General features: G+C 57.2%; 14 protein-coding genes. 8 read left to right on the top strand and 6 right to left on the bottom strand.

What is annotated here, in order from left to right:
- The first annotated feature begins 183 nt into the window (after window positions 1-183).
- The 3 genes from Enr8_RS17105 (at window position 184) to Enr8_RS17095 (ending at window position 5,167) form a co-directional block, all read left to right on the top strand.
- Window positions 184-1,356, top strand: coding sequence for a TlpA disulfide reductase family protein (locus tag Enr8_RS17105; RefSeq protein ID WP_146433767.1), 1,173 nt, complete (start codon window positions 184-186; stop codon window positions 1,354-1,356).
- 300 nt (window positions 1,357-1,656) lie between these two features.
- Window positions 1,657-3,096 carry a TlpA family protein disulfide reductase gene (locus Enr8_RS17100; protein ID WP_146433765.1) on the top strand — a complete coding sequence of 480 codons (1,440 nt, stop codon included), beginning with the start codon at window positions 1,657-1,659 and terminating at the stop codon, window positions 3,094-3,096.
- Window positions 3,097-3,127: 31 nt separating this feature from the next.
- Window positions 3,128-5,167 carry a trypsin-like peptidase domain-containing protein gene (locus Enr8_RS17095; protein WP_186767717.1) on the top strand — a complete coding sequence of 680 codons (2,040 nt, stop codon included), beginning with the start codon at window positions 3,128-3,130 and terminating at the stop codon, window positions 5,165-5,167.
- 172 nt (window positions 5,168-5,339) lie between these two features.
- On the opposite strand, the gene Enr8_RS17090 is transcribed toward Enr8_RS17095, so the two are convergent.
- Complete coding sequence (locus Enr8_RS17090; RefSeq protein ID WP_146433761.1) at window positions 5,340-6,026, bottom strand: NAD(P)H-hydrate epimerase; 687 nt, start codon at window positions 6,024-6,026, stop codon at window positions 5,340-5,342.
- A 101-nt stretch (window positions 6,027-6,127) separates the two neighbouring features.
- Between Enr8_RS17090 and Enr8_RS17085 the strand changes: the two genes are divergently transcribed.
- Window positions 6,128-6,364, top strand: coding sequence for an FmdB family zinc ribbon protein (locus tag Enr8_RS17085; RefSeq protein ID WP_146433759.1), 237 nt, complete (start codon window positions 6,128-6,130; stop codon window positions 6,362-6,364).
- Window positions 6,365-6,433: 69 nt separating this feature from the next.
- Window positions 6,434-7,762 (top strand): outer membrane protein assembly factor BamB family protein, encoded by a 1,329-nt coding sequence (locus Enr8_RS17080; RefSeq protein WP_146433758.1) that lies wholly within the window; start codon window positions 6,434-6,436, stop codon window positions 7,760-7,762.
- Between the two features lie 92 nt (window positions 7,763-7,854).
- Here the strand turns inward: Enr8_RS17080 and Enr8_RS25540 are convergent, their stop codons facing one another.
- The 3 genes from Enr8_RS25540 to surE form a co-directional block, all read right to left on the bottom strand.
- Window positions 7,855-8,187, bottom strand: a complete 333-nt coding sequence (locus Enr8_RS25540) for an addiction module protein (RefSeq protein ID WP_186767716.1) — start codon at window positions 8,185-8,187, stop codon at window positions 7,855-7,857.
- Window positions 8,188-8,248: 61 nt separating this feature from the next.
- Entirely contained in the window at window positions 8,249-8,710 is a 462-nt protein-coding gene (locus Enr8_RS25535; RefSeq protein ID WP_186767715.1) for a hypothetical protein, read from the bottom strand.
- Window positions 8,711-8,850: 140 nt separating this feature from the next.
- Window positions 8,851-9,615, bottom strand: a complete 765-nt coding sequence (surE, locus tag Enr8_RS17070; RefSeq protein WP_146434957.1) for a 5'/3'-nucleotidase SurE — start codon at window positions 9,613-9,615, stop codon at window positions 8,851-8,853.
- Window positions 9,616-9,884: 269 nt separating this feature from the next.
- Between surE and guaA the strand changes: the two genes are divergently transcribed.
- The 3 genes from guaA to Enr8_RS25530 all read left to right on the top strand — a co-directional run bounded on the left by guaA (window position 9,885) and on the right by Enr8_RS25530 (window position 14,021).
- A complete protein-coding gene (gene guaA, locus Enr8_RS17065) occupies window positions 9,885-11,468 on the top strand; it encodes a glutamine-hydrolyzing GMP synthase (RefSeq protein ID WP_246120133.1) in 1,584 nt (527 codons plus the stop codon).
- 588 nt (window positions 11,469-12,056) lie between these two features.
- On the top strand, window positions 12,057-13,730 hold the full coding sequence (ettA, locus tag Enr8_RS17060; protein WP_146433753.1) for an energy-dependent translational throttle protein EttA: 1,674 nt from the start codon (window positions 12,057-12,059) through the stop codon (window positions 13,728-13,730).
- Between the two features lie 123 nt (window positions 13,731-13,853).
- Entirely contained in the window at window positions 13,854-14,021 is a 168-nt protein-coding gene (locus Enr8_RS25530; RefSeq protein ID WP_186767713.1) for a hypothetical protein, read from the top strand.
- A gap of 118 nt (window positions 14,022-14,139) precedes the next feature.
- Here the strand turns inward: Enr8_RS25530 and Enr8_RS17055 are convergent, their stop codons facing one another.
- Entirely contained in the window at window positions 14,140-14,388 is a 249-nt protein-coding gene (locus Enr8_RS17055) for a hypothetical protein (RefSeq protein ID WP_146433751.1), read from the bottom strand.
- 72 nt (window positions 14,389-14,460) lie between these two features.
- Window positions 14,461-15,264 carry a pyrroline-5-carboxylate reductase gene (proC, locus tag Enr8_RS17050; protein WP_146433749.1) on the bottom strand — a complete coding sequence of 268 codons (804 nt, stop codon included), beginning with the start codon at window positions 15,262-15,264 and terminating at the stop codon, window positions 14,461-14,463.
- Between the last annotated feature and the right edge of the window lie 172 nt (window positions 15,265-15,436).

Here is a 15,436-nt window from a genome sequence, read left to right as displayed (position 1 = left end):
TCGCATCCTCGCGATCCAGCAGCCCGTTGAGAAAATCAACGGACTGCTATCGCAAGTGTTCTTGATAATCGTATCTATTTCAACGAAACCTTCGCGAAACTTGTCTGGTATACATGGCAAGTGGGCTGTTGGTCGTGTTTAGATGTTAATTGCAATCAAGTGTTGGATAGAAAAGCATTAAGAATGAAACTATTAAAATGCAGGGCGACGACGATTCCGTCACTCTGTCTATGTGCATCGATATTTCTTGGATCGGCGAATTTTGCGGTAGGCGTCGCAAGTGCGGATGAAGGTCCTGACCAAAAGGTTGCTGAGGCCGAGGCATTCGAGCCTAGTGAAGCTGCAGCAGGCGCAGAGAAGCCGACGCTAGTCATTGGTAGCCAAGCGCCGAAGCTGCAAGTAAGCGATTGGTTTAAGGGGGAACCGGTTGAAGCGTTCTCTGATTCTAACGTTTATGTTGTCGAGGTCTGGGCAACTTGGTGTGGTCCATGCATCGCCGCGATGCCCCACCTTAATGAGTTGTCGGAGCAGTACAAAAAGGATGGGCTTGTGGTGGTTGCCTTAACAAGCGCCGATCCGGCCAACACCAAGGAAGCTGTTGAAAAGTTTGTTGCTGGTCGCGGTGCAGAATTTGATTTCCGATTTGCTTTCTGCGACGACCAAGAAACCCATAAGTCCTACATGGATGCTTCCGGGCGACAATCGATTCCCACCAGCTTTGTGGTGGACCGCAAAGGTAAGATCGCCTTTGTTGGGCACCCGAATGATCTGGATTATGTCTTGCGGCGCGTGATGGAAGGCAGTTGGCGCGGACAAGCCGATGCCGATGAACTCGCCAGTTTCGATGTGATGCTGCGAAAAGCGATGGCTGGTATCGAGCAATCGCCAGAAGAGTCACTTCAGATTGTGACGATGATCGAAAGCCGTGCGCCCCATTACTCGAGTCGTCCCGATTTTTTACAAGTCAAGATGACTGCGCTGGTTGCGGGTGGCAAGCCCGATGAAGCGAAAACCCTTCTGGAGAGTGTGAAAGATTCACTCATAGAGCACAAGAGTGGCGGCATATTAGCGATGCTCGGCGCCACATTGGCATCTAAGCAACTCAATCCCAAGGGAGTCCACCGAGAGTTCGGGCTTGAAGTATTGGGGTTGGGCCTGGAGGCTAATCAGGAAGATCTAAATACGATTGTGCAGGTGGCCATTGCCTATCAGGTGGCTGGAGAGGCTCGTAAGGCCCGTGAGACGCTCGAGAATGCGATGGAAAAGGTAGAGGATGAGCAGAGCAAAGCGATGCTTAAAGTGATTCTTCAAAAACTAGAGCAACATGCCGAGGGCGCGAAAAAGGAATCAGATTAACGCACTGGCAGCCCCGCTTTTCTCTCTCAATTCATGGGATCGCGGCTTATTGGCGCCCTTCCATGTAACTGCCTGTTGAAAAATGCCATCGTGGCATTTTCCAACCTCGCCAGGCTCAGAGCATAGCTCTTCGCGGCTCCCAAAATAACGACTTACGTCGTTATTTTGGGAGCGCATCCGTGCGATCACGCAGTCCGTCGAGAAAATCAACGGACTGTTAAGCTTGTTTTCCTGCCTGCTAATTGGTTTCAAATTCGGCGGATAATTTCAATCCGCGGTTAGAATGATCGGAGATACTCAATGTTGAATGTCAAATCTTGGACGCTCTTTATTCTGGTGCTGGTATTGCCAGTCAGCACTGCAGTTCAAGCAGAGAATATTGGCGAAACCCAAGATGGTGCTGAGTCGCCCGCTGGCAGGTACGCTCAAAAGTTGCCTGGCGAAGGACAGGTTTCACCCGCAGTTAGGTTTCGCGTCGACTTATCTCCAGCGGACGCGAAGCAGGGAGAGTCAGTGCGGTTGACCGTGCATGCGATGATTGCCGATGGTTGGCACATCGGCCCGCTAGATTCAGGCGACTTGAATCAGACGGGCTTTCCAACAGAGCTAGAAGTTGACATCAAGAACCTTGAGCCGATCGACAAGGGCTTCACCGCCTCGAAAGAGCCGAAGACTGTAGAAGCTGGCGTCGACACCCAGCAACTCTACGACGGCACACTCGATTGGAGTCGGGAATACCGCGTGATTTCTGGAGACGCGAGTTACTCTGTGAAGGGCTTCGTTCTGTTTCAGGCATGCGACGATATGCGATGCCTGCCCCCTACGAAGCTTGAGTTTTCGTTAGGAGAGATTGTCGCCTCGAAACCGAAGCCTTCTGGCGTCGAGAGTGAGAATCACAACGAGAAAACAATTGGCGAACCCCTGGTTATCGAGTTAGAAGACTGCAATTTGACGAGAGTGCGGCCTCAACTCGGAAACATTTTTAGCCTGTTAGTACTCGGGCGCGGGGTGGACAAGATGGTCCTGAGGGGGACCGTCCGCATAGGGCCTGACGCCACCGCCAACTTGTATCTTCCAGAAGCGAAGCGTTATAGCCTGCGGAATACTGGTTATGGCGAAGGCATATCAGGCAATAATTCGACCTATGTCTCCGTTGATCAGAATTGCGATGAAGTCCTTGCATTGTCGGAAGCGTTTGCGGCGAGTCGGCCGATTCGCATCCATGACAAAATGTTTCGTATTCAGTCGATTGATAAAAAGGGACGGACTTTGACTTTGCAGCAGGTCGACATGCCGCTTCAGGGTTCGGTGATTGGTCGAAAGTGCCCTGATTTTGAGTTTGAGACGGTCGATGGCGAGACGGTCTCCAACAAAACCATTCTCGGCAAAGTAACTGTCTTAGATGTCTGGGCCGTATCTTGTCACAATTGCTACGAAGGATTTCCAGTTATCAAGAAGTGCCAAGAAAAGTACTCCCCGGAAAACGTGCGGGTTGTGTTATTCAGCACGGACAGGAATCGAGCATTCTACGACAAACAGTCTCCTAAACTCTTCAAGAAGTATGGTGGAGCTGACTGGCCTGCGGTTCTGCTGCCAAGTGCTTTTGAGAGCGCTCTAGTGTTTGGTGATTATGGCTTTGGAAGTGTCGTTGTTGATAAAGAGGGCGTCGTCCGGGGGATAGGGCTTCATGGTTATGAGGTCAAGCAAGTCCTGGCAAATATTCTTGAGAGCGGGAACTAAGAGGAAAAGAAGAATGCTCAGGCATCCATGCATGACGCTGTTAATTCCTACCTACGTTGTCTTCGCTTCAACGCTCGGAGCGATAGTATGCTCAGACCTGGCTGGCCAACTTGATGTTCTTCAAGCTGCAGAGGTGGAGATTGTTGATCAGGGAGTCGCCGCAAGTAGCGATTCTGCTTTGCAGGGGCTAGAAGATCAGTTGGTTCAGGTTGCCAAGCGTGCACGACAAGCAACTGTCGCCATAACCTTCGACCATATGTCAGGTCATGGTTCAGGAGTCATCGTTTCAAGAGATGGAATCGTTCTATCTGCTGGACACTGCGTAATGAATCCCGGGCAAGAGGTCAACATCCTCCTCGGCGACGGTCGGAAATTTCGTGCGGAAGGAATCGGGCTTGAGAAGGAATACGATTGCGGCCTTTTCAAGATTGATGCGGCGCAGTTGGCGGGGCAAGAGCTGCCATTCGTTGAGCTTGGCTGGTCATCGCAGCTAAGGAAGGGTGAGCCCGTATTTAGTACGGCGCATGGAGGCGTACGCAACACCGACCGTGGCCCCTATTTGCGATTCGGTCGCGTGATTTCACCGGTGTCTAGTAACAATGGATTTATTCAAAGTACGTGCCTGATGGAGCCAGGCGATTCTGGTGGTCCGCTTTTTAATATGGATGGTCGCCTAGTGGGCTTGCGAAGCCGTATTGGCTTGGCAAGCCTCGACGAGAACTACGATGTCCCAGTCGATCTTTATCGGTTCTACTGGGGTTCCCTGCATCTAAAAGAGCGCTTCCAGTGGAAGAATTGCAAGGAAGTTCCAAGCTTCGGCGTTCAGTTTGAGGTGAATACTCTAGGCGCGATCGCTGATTTGTTCGGGTTCGGCGGCGGGAGCATTTGCATTGCAAGTGTTGACAAACCGTCTTGGGCGTTAGAGATGAAATTGAGAGAGGGCGACTATCTATTGACTTGGAATGGTGATGGCATCTCAAGCATTCCGGCATTAAACGCCAGGATGATTAGCGCATTCGCCTTGGGGGAGTCGGTAGAAATAGGTATTAAACGTGGCGATCAAAAAAAACTGCTAGAGCTCGATTTTTCCGAATTTGGCGATTTGCGATCGCGGATGGAAGTCATCCAGCCAAATCGCGAGTCTTCGTATGCCGGTAAGCGTGCCGTCGAAGCGTTGGCGAGACTGGCCAGCGCAACACGAGCGCTAGAGCAGCAATTAGACGACTATTCTGTCATGGTAAGTTGTGGCGCCAAGCAGATTCCGGCAACTCTTGTGTTTTGGCGTCAGGGCCATGAAACAAGTTGGGTTGTTGGCAGTTCATCGTTAATTGAGCGGAATGAAGTAACGGTTTTACTGGAGTCAGGCCAATCGATTCCTGGAACGGTAACGAATCGCAGCCAGGGGCTTGACTTAGCCCTGATCAGGTTGTCTCAGCCAGCCTTGTTGCCACAAGGCAAGTTGTCGCCTCTTACTTTCAGCGATCGGCCGATCGGCCGAATACTCGTATCAGTTAGTCAGTGTGACGATGGGCACACGAGCGTTAAGAGTGCGCCGATTTTCTCATCCTCTGGCCGTGGTCGACTTGGTATCGTCGGGAAGAGTGAGTGCGATCAATTTATTATTGAGGAACTGGAATCTGGTGCTGCCGCCGATCAAGCTGGCCTGAAGGTGAATGACCAAATCATTAGCCTGGATGGAACAAAGGTATCGTCGCTCGACGATGTCCTGAAATTTCTCCGCAGCACGGTGCCGGGCCAGAAGATAAATGCTAGTATTAGTCGCGATGGGATTACGATAGATGTCGAGATCACGCTGTCGCGCACCAACAATGCAGCTCCTGGTCCTCATGCTGCCAACTGGTTCAAGGGGGGGAAGAGCAAGGAAACAAGTTTTCAGCGTGTTCTCTTGCACGATGCCCCGGTACTTTCATCTCGCTGTGGCAGTCCCGTGTTCGACTTGAAAAAGAACTTCGTAGGCATGAATATTGCTCGCGCGAGTCGGACCCGCACTTACATCATTCCCGCCTCTGAAGTGATCGCTTTTGTCGACGAAATCGTGAACGGCTACTAGTTCTGGCCTGCCCCCATTTTCTGTACCAAGCCTTATGAAAGATCGGTTTGGGAAACAGGTAACGATTGGGTGGGGTCGCTGTGCCGCTGCAGCGGAAGGAGCGCAGCGACTGGAGTGGAAGCGGCACAGATAGGTCATTAGACTTAGCCACGCGTAGGTGTCGCGCATGCGACTATTGGCCCATCGCCATTTCAATCGCCTGACGCGGCGCCCCGATATCGGCCGTGACCACCTCTCCCAACCAAGGCTTTGCTGACTCGGCCGCGAAACCTTTTTTCGGCGCCACAAACGTAGCCGTCACCGTCGCGTCCACCGTCGGATCGCCCGGCGTCCCTTGATCGCAGTCGAGCCCGCTCGGCAGGTCGACCGCCAGGCGTTTGGCGCTGCTGCGATTGATCGCCTGGATGATGCGATCCAGCGGTGGTCGTGGATCGCCTTGCATGCCGGTTCCCAGCAGCGCGTCGACGACCCAGTCGGCGTCTATCAGCAGGCGATCGAGCGTCTTGTCGGTGACGTCGGCCGGGATGATTTCCAGCGGTAGGCCCGCCTTCTGCACGATGTTCAGCTGCACCGCCGCGTCGCCGGTGATTTCGTCCGGCGGGCAAAACAGGAGCGTCTTGGTCGGGATGCCGCGCAGGTCGAGCAGCCGGGCCATCGCCAAGCCGTCTCCGCCGTTGTTTCCCTTGCCGCAGCAGATTCGGACGCACTTTGCGCCACGGTCAGCTAGAATATCAACGCACCCTCGGGCGGCGTTTTCCATCAAAACGACGCCGGGAACGCCAAATTTCTCGATCGAGATCTGATCGACTGCGCGGACCTGCGCCCGACTGATTTGCGATAAACTAGAGTGCATGGACATAATGGCGTGTGTGGTGTTGGCGTTTCTTCGCGAAAGCCTCAGCCTTCATGATACGCCGTAGCCGAACCTACCAAAACCAAGCGAAGAGGAGCCTCGCCGCGATGCCGCTGTTTGAATACGTTTGCAGCCAATGTAACTGTGAGTTTGAAGCGCTGGTCCGTGGCGAAGAGTCGCCCGCCTGCCCGCAGTGCGGCGACGTGAAGCTGGAAAAAGCCTGGAGCGTGCCGGCCGCCCATACCGGCGGAGCTTCGCAAAGCCTACCGATGTGCGCTCCGCCGAGCGCCCACGGCGGTTGTGGCGCTCCGCAATGCGGTGGCGGCGGCTGCGGGATGCACTAGTCCCCGCTGCCAACTGGCCCACTCCTTCGTTTCCCACCGACCGATCCTTCCAACCTAGGGTTCCTGCCGATGATCTTTCGACCTCGCTTTACCTTGGCGGCGCTGATCGCACTGGCCTGCTCTTCGTCGGCGTGGGCCGTCGACTCGTGGCCACAATTCCGCGGCGCGGCGGGTGACGGAATCAGCGAAGCGACCCAGGTTCCGCTGAAATGGTCGGAAGAGGAAAACGTCGCCTGGAAGACCCCGATCGAAGGCAAGGGTTGGTCATCGCCGGTCTTGGGCGACGGCAAGCTGTGGCTGACGACCGCGATTACGCAGAAAGCGTCGCAAGAAGCGTTCGACGAAAAGCTGAAAGGCAAACCGCGCTTCGCCCAGGCGACCAGCGAACTGGCGGCGACGGTGCTGCTGAAGGCGATCGAAGTCGACTACGCGACCGGCCAGATCGGCAAGCAGGTCGACCTGTTCTATGTCGAAGATCCCGATCCGATTCACGCGACCAATAGCTACGCGTCGCCGACACCAGTGCTGGAAGGGAACCGGCTCTATTGTCACTTCGGAACGTATGGGACCTGCTGCTTCGATACGACTACCGGAGAAGTACTCTGGCGGAAACAGCTGCCGCTGCAGCACAACGTCGGGCCAGGCAGTTCGCCGGTGCTGCACAATGGCGTCTTGATTTTGACCTGCGACGGCGCTGATCAGCAGTATGTCTGCGGGCTTGACGCCAACAGCGGCGAGACCGTTTGGAAGACCGATCGCCCCCCGCACCGCAATGAAGATGGCGACCAGCAAAAGGCGTACGCCACGCCGCTGGTCGTCACCTGGGGTAGCCGCACGATGGCGATCATCCCGGGCGCCCAGTGGGACTGCGCTTACGATCCGCTGACCGGCAAAGAGCTGTGGCGCGTCGACCATGGCGACGGGTTCTCGAACGTGCCGCGGCCCGTTTTTCAGGATGGCGTCGTTTACATTTGCACCGGTTTTACCCGGCCCGAGTTGTGGGCGATGAGCGTCGACGGCGAAGGAGACGTCACCGATACGCACGTCGGCTGGACGATGAGCAAACAGGCGCCGACCAAGCCCTCTCCCCTGCTCTGGCAAGACCTGCTCTACATGGTTTCGGACCGCGGGATCGCAACTTGCGTCGACGTCGAGAATGGCGAAACGGTCTGGACGGAACGGCTAGGAGGCAACTTCTCGGCCTCGCCGGCGATCGCCGAAGGACGAATCTACTTCTGCAACGAAGATGGCGAGACGATCGTGATCGAGCCCGGCCGCGAGTTCAAGGTCTTGGCCGAAAACGAAATCGCCGGCCAAATCATGGCGACTCCGCTGCTGTTGGAAGGAGCGATCATCCTCCGCACCGACACCGCCCTCTACCGCATCGGTAAGAAATAGTAGCCCGCAGCGCGAGCGAGGGAAAAGCGGCCACCAATCAAATGCCGGCAATGAAGTGAGGAAAACCGACGCTTCAAGAATCGCCTTCGGTCCTAAGAATTCTCGACAGCATGTGCTTCCAAAGCCTGGCGCATGCTCGCCAAAGCTTCCTCAAAGCCAACCGCTTTGGTCTCTCCACGATCGTAGGCGCCTAGACGCCGATCGATTTCCCGGGCCCAAGCGTCGGCAATTTCAGGAGTGCGAAACTCCTCATGCGGAAGACTCTGTTCCAGCATGTCGGCCAGATATTCACGATCTTCCGGCGGCAACTCCATCGCTCGCTGGGCAATCTCGTCGCGTGGTGAAATCCTGTCATCTCCAACGGTGGCGCTTGCCCGATTTTGCCAGTTCTCAACTGCACGGTCGAGACTTTCCTGCGTCGCCAAACAAAAAATGCGTTCGGGCCGAAACCCAAACGCAGTTTGAATTCTCAACGCGGATGCAGCGCTAGATGCTGCCGTTACGATACCCGGGGTATCCGCCCCCCGGACCATAGCCGCCGGCCGGGGCGTTCCTATACGGCAGGACCCGCGGACCCAAGTTGAAGGTTGGGCCGAGGCCTTGATACGGAGCGCCCCACAATTGATACGGCACCGAGTAAGGGCGATACGGATGGAGCCATTCGCCATAGGGCCGAACCGGGCGGCCCCACTCTTCGACAACGTGATAGTTGTCGACGCTGCCGCCGGCCCCGCGGATTGTGCTTTGGAACTGACGATAGCCCGACCGCAGATAGGTCGGATCGTACGGCTGTTCGACGATCGGATCGGGCGCATACTGCGCGACGCGATCGCCGGTGTGGTCGCTATGACTGTAAAAACTAGGAGCGGTCAGCCACTCTTGTCCCAAGGACGAGGAAGCGGCGGCCAATACCAGACCAAGCCCGGCTGCTACGCGGAGTACGTTCATGATCGAACAGGGGAGTTCGGCGCATCGTCGCGCGTATCCGTTACGTGACGCGACGATTAAATCAGACAGCCGGCGCTTCTAGTTGCGACGGCGTACGGCGCGACGAAACTCGCCGCGAGAACTGGGGGGTACCTTCCATCTTAATCAGCGATCTGCAAATCCCAAGACTTCATTCGGTCGAGATAGCGATCCTCGGTCAAATTGAAGTGGAGCGGCGTCAGAGTGATATCCCCCTTCTCCAGGGCCGAAAGATCGGTTTCCTCCGATCCGTGCTCGGGGCGCGGGTCGCCGGTCGCCCAGAAATAGTCGCGTCCCTTCGGGTCTTGCCGGCGAATAAAGTGTTCGCCATAGCGGGCCAGGCCCATCGGTACAACCTTTACAACCGATTTTTTCTGCATCGCGGCGGTCGGGAAGTTCAGGTTGAAAAGCTGCGACTCTTCCCCCTTTTGAGCCAAGATCTTTTCGACGATTTCCCGCGCTTTCAGGGCCGCGACGTCAAACAGCGGGTGCTCGGCCCATTCCAGCGAGACCGCCACGCTGGTGATCCCAAAAAAGGCGCCTTCGATCGCCGCGGCGACCGTGCCTGAATAGAGGACGTTGATCCCGGCGTTCAGCCCGCCGTTGATCCCGCTGACGATCAAGTCGGGGCGTTTCTTGCAAAACTCGAAGACCCCAATTTTGACGCAGTCGGCCGGGCTTCCTTCCACCGCATATCCCCGCAGGCGATCGCCGTCGTACGCCTCTTTGCAGATCAGGGGGCTCAAAAAGGTGATGGAGTGCCCGACGCCACTTTGCTCGGTCGCCGGAGCGACCACGGTCACATTGCCAAGCTTTTGCAGTTGGCGCTCCATCGCGGCCAACCCGGGGGCGTAAATTCCGTCGTCGTTCGTCAGCAAGATTTCCATCGTTCCATCCGGTTGTGCGACAAGATCCGTGTTGGACTTCATGCTAGGCGGCGTCGCGGCAAGGGTAAACCAGGGCGCTGGGGCCAAAACGGCCTTCCGGGCCAAACTTCATCCTGCAGCGTGGGGCTGATCTTCGCGACTTTCCGCAGCCGAATGAGGGGGGCCTCGCTAGTTTGCAGCATTTCGGGATGGCGATATAATACGCGGTTTCCTTCACCCGCCGGATTCTGGGCGGGCTTTTTCGTTTCCGGTTTGACGGAAGGATGACGATGACGGCTCCCTTTGCTGATAACACCTCTGGCTCGTCTCGCATCTCTGACGAAAAGATCCTCGTACTCGACTTTGGTTCGCAGTACGCCCAGCTGATCGCCCGCCGCGTTCGCGAACAGAACGTCTATTGCGAGATCGTCCGCCACGACATCACCGTCGAGCGAATCGCCACCCACAATCCCCGCGGCATCATCCTCTCGGGTGGACCTTCCAGCGTTTACGAAGAAGGCGCCCCGCAGTGCGATCCAGGCCTCTTTTCAATGGGCATCCCGGTGCTGGGCATCTGCTACGGCATGCAGCTGATGTGTCAGGCCTTCGGCGGCTCGGTCAAGAACACGTCGCATCGCGAATATGGACACGCCAAAATCAAGATCGGCGCCACCGAAGATCTCTTTGGCGGCCTGCCGAGCGAGACCGACGTCTGGATGAGCCATGGCGATCAGGTTGCTAACGTGGCCGATTCGTTCTCCCCGCTGGCCAGCACGTCGACCTGCCCCATCGCCGCCATGCGACACAAAGAACTGCCGCTCTACGCGATGCAGTTCCACCCCGAAGTAACCCACACGCCGCTCGGTTTTCAGATCTTGCGCAACTTTGTGATCGCCATCTGCGAGTGCGAAGGGCTGTGGAAGCTGCACGACTTCGCCCAGCAGACGATCGCCGAGATTCGCGAGCGGGTCGGCAATGACCGGGTGATTTGCGGTCTGTCGGGCGGGGTCGACTCGTCAGTGGTCGCCGCCCTCCTCTATCAGGCGATCGGCCCGCAGTTGTCCTGCATTTTGGTCGACAACGGCCTATTGCGGAAACAAGAGGCCGAGTCGGTCATCTCCGAGTTCACCAAGCACTTCAAGACCGATCTGCACGTGGTGGCCGGCAAAGAAGCGTTTTTGGAGCAACTGGCCGGCATCGAAGAGCCGCAGGAAAAACGCCGCCGCATCGGCTACCAGTTTGTTGAGTGCTTTAAGGCCGAGGCCCGCAAGATCGAGGACGCCAAGTACCTGGCTCAAGGGACGCTTTACCCCGACGTGATCGAAAGCGGCGCCGCGATCGATGGCCCGGCCGCGACGATCAAGCTGCACCATAACGTTGGCGGATTGCCGAAAGAGCTCGGCTTCGAGCTGATCGAGCCGCTACGGGATCTGTTTAAAGACGAAGTGCGGAAGCTGGGCCTGGAACTCGGCCTGCCGGAAGACCTGGTCTGGCGGCATCCGTTCCCGGGGCCGGGCCTGGCGGTTCGGTGTCTGGGCGAAGTGACCGACGACAAGCTGGACGTCCTCCGCGAGGCCGATTCGATCGTCGTCAGCGAGATCAAAGCGGCCGGACTTTACCGGTCGACGTCGCAGGCGTTCGCCGTTTTGCTGCCGGTGCGAAGCGTCGGCGTAATGGGCGATGCCCGAACGTATGAAGACGCGGTCGCGGTTCGCTGCGTCAACACCGACGACTTCATGACCGCCACCTGGAGCGACCTGCCGTACGAAGTGCTGGCCCGGATTTCGACCCGGATCATCAACGAGGTCAAAGGGGTCAACCGCGTCTGTTACGACATCAGCACCAAGCCGCCGGCGACGATCGAGTGGGAATAAGTTACCGTCTGCGGTAACGTCGCTGGTCGATAGGCCTTACAATACAGACACAGAATCATGACGCCATGATCTTGCGGCGTCTTCGTCGGATGAGCATGTCTGGGTCCCGTAGTAGGGCGTGGAAGCCATGCTCTTCTCACGAAGACGCGATAAGAGCATGGCGCGAAGCCTATAGAGAGCATCGCACGGCTCACAGAGCCGTGGCACGCTGGGCCGTGGCACGCTGGTTTCTGACCGGCAAGAAACAAAAACGGACGCGACTGTTGGGAGCAGTCGCGTCCATGAACGGAATCTTCGCTCGTTTGGCAAGCCTGGCAGGCGGGGCGAGCTGGTGGGAACTCGGGGCCAGGATTACTAACGATCGCGTGGAGTGAAGATAAGAGTCTTTACCCGAACTAATGTTCGATGGATTCATGATATCAGTTTATCTTGATCTTACAACCATTAATTCGCAGTTTTGGGAAGAATTCTTCCTGTCGGGAGGCAGCGGCCAGATGAAATGCACAAAATCGCTATAATCGGTAGCGATCCTTCATTACCCGTACCATCACTAAACGCTAGCTACGAAAGACGTTAGAGAGTACCTGCATGGGTAAAAAATACATCTATACGATCGAGAGTTTGAACAAAAAGTTCGGCACGCGCGAGATCATCAAGGATATGTGGCTCTCGTTTTACCCAGGTGCCAAGATCGGCGTCTTGGGGCGAAACGGCGCCGGTAAGAGTACGATCCTGAAGATCATGGCCGGGATTGATAAGGAATTCGACGGCAAGGCGGAGCTTACCTCCGGCTTTACTGTCGGCTATCTCCCCCAAGAGCCGCAGCTGAACCCCGAGAAAGACGTCTTTGGCAACGTCCAAGAGGCGGTCGCCGATCGTCGCGGGCTGGTCGAGCGTTTCAACGAAATCAGCATGAAGCTGGGCGAGCCGCTCGAAGATGACGAAATGAACGCCCTCTACGAAGAGATGGGCACGCTGCAGGACCAGATCGAAGCAACCAACAGCTGGGAACTCGATCGCGAAGTCGAAATCGCGATGGACGCGATGAACCTGCCCCCGGGCGACGCCGACGTCAGCAAGCTCTCTGGTGGTGAACGCCGCCGTGTGGCCTTGTGCCAATTGCTGCTGAAGAAGCCTGACTTGCTGCTGCTCGACGAACCGACGAACCACCTCGACGCCGAGTCGATTCTTTGGCTGGAGCATCACCTGCAGGCCTACCACGGCACGATCGTCGCCATCACCCATGATCGCTACTTCCTGGACAACGTCGCCGGTTGGATTCTGGAACTCGAATTCGGCCGCAGCTATCCGTACGAAGGGAACTACTCTGCCTGGCTCGAGCAGAAGCAAAAGCGTCTGGCGCTCGAAGAGAAGCAGTCGGAAGCTCGCCAGAAGTTTTTGGCCAACGAGCTAGATTGGATTCGCAGTTCGCAGAAAGCGAAGCAGTCCAAAGGTAAGGCCCGTATCAACGCCTACGAAAAATTGGCGGCTGAGCAGTTCGAAGAGCGGAATGACGAATTCGAAATCCAGATTCCGCCGGGCAAACACTTGGGCGATCTGGTAATCGAGGCCAACGATATCACCAAGGCGTATGACGATCGCGTCTTGATCGACAACCTCAGCTTCCGTCTGCCGGCGGGCGGCATCATCGGCGTGGTTGGTCCCAACGGCGCCGGTAAGACGACCCTCTTCCGGATGTTGACCGGCGAAGAGACGCCTGACTCGGGGAGCATTCGTTTCGGCTCAACGGTCGAACTCGGCTATGTCGATCAGTCGCGCGACGCGCTTGACCCCAACAAGACCGTCTTCGAGGAAATCTCGGGCGGGCACGACACGATCGTCATGGGGAACAAAAAGGTGCATGCCCGCGGGTATGTGTCGCGGTTCAACTTCCGCGGCCCCGACCAGGAGAAGAAGGTCGGCGTCCTCTCTGGCGGTGAGCGCAACCGCGTTCACCTGGCGACGCTGCTGCGACGTGGTTCCAACGTCCTGCTGCTCGACGAACCGACGAACGACTTGGACGTCGATACGCTTCGCTCGCTGGAAGAAGCGATCATGAACTACGCCGGCTGCGTGGTCGTGGTCAGCCACGATCGCTGGTTCCTCGACCGCCTGGCGACCCACATCCTGGCGTTTGAAGGGGACGGCTACGTCCATTGGTGCGAAGGGAACTTCAGCACGTACGAAAGCCAACGGCGCGAACGTCTGGGGATCGACCCGGATCATCCGCCCCGCTTCAAGTACAAGAAGTTGCAGCACTAATCTCACCGGTAAACGGATTCGCCTGGCCGTAGCGTCTTGACCTTGCGGCGGCGATCCGTTACCAACGATGACTTGCTCCGAACTATTTAAGCTATTGTTGACTTAACTACGAGGTATTCCGCCGTGTCCATCATTCGCGTTGGTTCCAATCAGAAGTACTCCGACGGTTGGGAATCTGCGTTCGGAAAAGAGCCTGCCAAGAAGAGTTCGTCCGCCAAGAAGACCGCGAAGCCCGCCAAAAAGAAGTCGGCCAAAGCGGCCGTAAAGAAGACGGCGAAGAAAAAGAAGTAGCGGAGAGAGCCGCCAAGTTCGGCTTACCCCATCGACCAAACGAGAAACGGCCGCGGCGAAGATTCGCCGCGGCCGTATTTTCTTTTCTTGTTGAAAGCCGCCAGGTTGCGCTGGCCGGCTAGGCCCAGGGCTCTTCCCCTTCGACATCGTCAAAGTCGTCGCCGGCATGCCACCGCTCGAGCGCGGCGATCACCGTGTCTCGTTCTTCGCGGTTGGTCCACAGCGATTCCCCTTGTTCCAGCCGGACCTCGTACTGCCCTTCGCACAAGCAATCCTCGGCGCCGCAGAAGTGCGGCACGTCCGAGATCCACAAGATCCGGTACAGGGGGACGTGCTTGTCGTCAATTATGCAAAACAACGAAGACATTTCGCGATCTCCTCTTCGGCGCCTATCGCCTGCTTGTAATTATAGTTTCGCGGAGCAGAGTCGCGGACAGAATTATTCCGCCCCCAGTTCCTGCGATCGGGCGGTCGCCGCCACCACCGCGTCATATGCCGCCGCCCGAAAGCGGCCCGCCTCTAAGGCTTGCAGACCGGCGATCGTCGTACCGCCGGGACTGGCGACCCGGTCCTTCAGCACGCCCGGGTGATCTCCGGTTTCCAATACCATGCCGGCGGCGCCGCGGACCGTCTGGGCGGCCAGTTGCAGCGCTGCGTCGCGCGGCAGACCAACCCGCACGCCGGCGTCGGCCAGCGCCTCGATCATTACATAGACGTAAGCCGGGCCCGAGCCTGACAGCCCGGTGACCGCGTCCATCAGTTTTTCGTCTACTTTGCGGACCACGCCGACGGCGCTCATCAGCTGTTCGATCAGCGCGGCGTCTTCGGCGGTCGCTCCACTGCCGGTGCAAACGGCCGAGGCGCTTTCGCCAATCAGGCACGGCGTGTTCGGCATCACCCGGATGATGCGGTCGGTACGGGTCCACTCGGTCAGCTTGGCCAGCGAAGTTCCGGCCGCGATCGAGACCAACAGCACGTCGCCGCCGATCTTGCCCAGTCCCGCAATCGCCCCTTGCATCATCTGCGGTTTGACCGCCAGGAAGATGACGTCGACCTCGGTCGCCAGGCTGGCCGCTTTGTCGCTGACGGCGGCGCCGGGGACGAGACTCGCGAAACTGGTCTGCGCGGCCGGAAATGGGTCGACGGCGACGATGTCGGCCGGGTGGACCAGATCGGCCCGCACAAAGCCGCTCGCCAGGGCTTGCGCCATCTGCCCGGCGCCCAGGAACCCGATTTTGCTCATTTTCAGCCGACCTTCTGCCAGGTTTGCTCGTTGGGGAAACGCTCAATGCTAAAGAATTGCCCAGTCAGGGACAATGCGGCGGGCGAAATGCCGCAAATCGCTCTAGACGACGCCGGGCGATTTTGAAAGATTCCTCGTCGTTTTTGCGGGCCATAGGAACAAGGAGTCAGGC

Source organism: Blastopirellula retiformator (assembly GCF_007859755.1).
GTDB lineage: Bacteria > Planctomycetota > Planctomycetia > Pirellulales > Pirellulaceae > Blastopirellula > Blastopirellula retiformator.
This window is presented reverse-complemented; position numbering and strand designations above follow the sequence as displayed.

Coding starts and splice junctions, on each gene's coding strand:
- Enr8_RS17105 (WP_146433767.1), top strand. CDS start 184: ATGAAACTATTAAAATGCAGGGCGACGACGATTCCGTCACTCTGTCTA.
- Enr8_RS17100 (WP_146433765.1), top strand. CDS start 1,657: ATGTTGAATGTCAAATCTTGGACGCTCTTTATTCTGGTGCTGGTATTG.
- Enr8_RS17095 (WP_186767717.1), top strand. CDS start 3,128: ATGACGCTGTTAATTCCTACCTACGTTGTCTTCGCTTCAACGCTCGGA.
- Enr8_RS17090 (WP_146433761.1), bottom strand. CDS start 6,026: ATGTCCATGCACTCTAGTTTATCGCAAATCAGTCGGGCGCAGGTCCGC.
- Enr8_RS17085 (WP_146433759.1), top strand. CDS start 6,128: ATGCCGCTGTTTGAATACGTTTGCAGCCAATGTAACTGTGAGTTTGAA.
- Enr8_RS17080 (WP_146433758.1), top strand. CDS start 6,434: ATGATCTTTCGACCTCGCTTTACCTTGGCGGCGCTGATCGCACTGGCC.
- Enr8_RS25535 (WP_186767715.1), bottom strand. CDS start 8,710: ATGAACGTACTCCGCGTAGCAGCCGGGCTTGGTCTGGTATTGGCCGCC.
- surE (WP_146434957.1), bottom strand. CDS start 9,615: ATGGAAATCTTGCTGACGAACGACGACGGAATTTACGCCCCCGGGTTG.
- guaA (WP_246120133.1), top strand. CDS start 9,885: ATGACGGCTCCCTTTGCTGATAACACCTCTGGCTCGTCTCGCATCTCT.
- ettA (WP_146433753.1), top strand. CDS start 12,057: ATGGGTAAAAAATACATCTATACGATCGAGAGTTTGAACAAAAAGTTC.
- Enr8_RS17055 (WP_146433751.1), bottom strand. CDS start 14,388: ATGTCTTCGTTGTTTTGCATAATTGACGACAAGCACGTCCCCCTGTAC.
- proC (WP_146433749.1), bottom strand. CDS start 15,264: ATGAGCAAAATCGGGTTCCTGGGCGCCGGGCAGATGGCGCAAGCCCTG.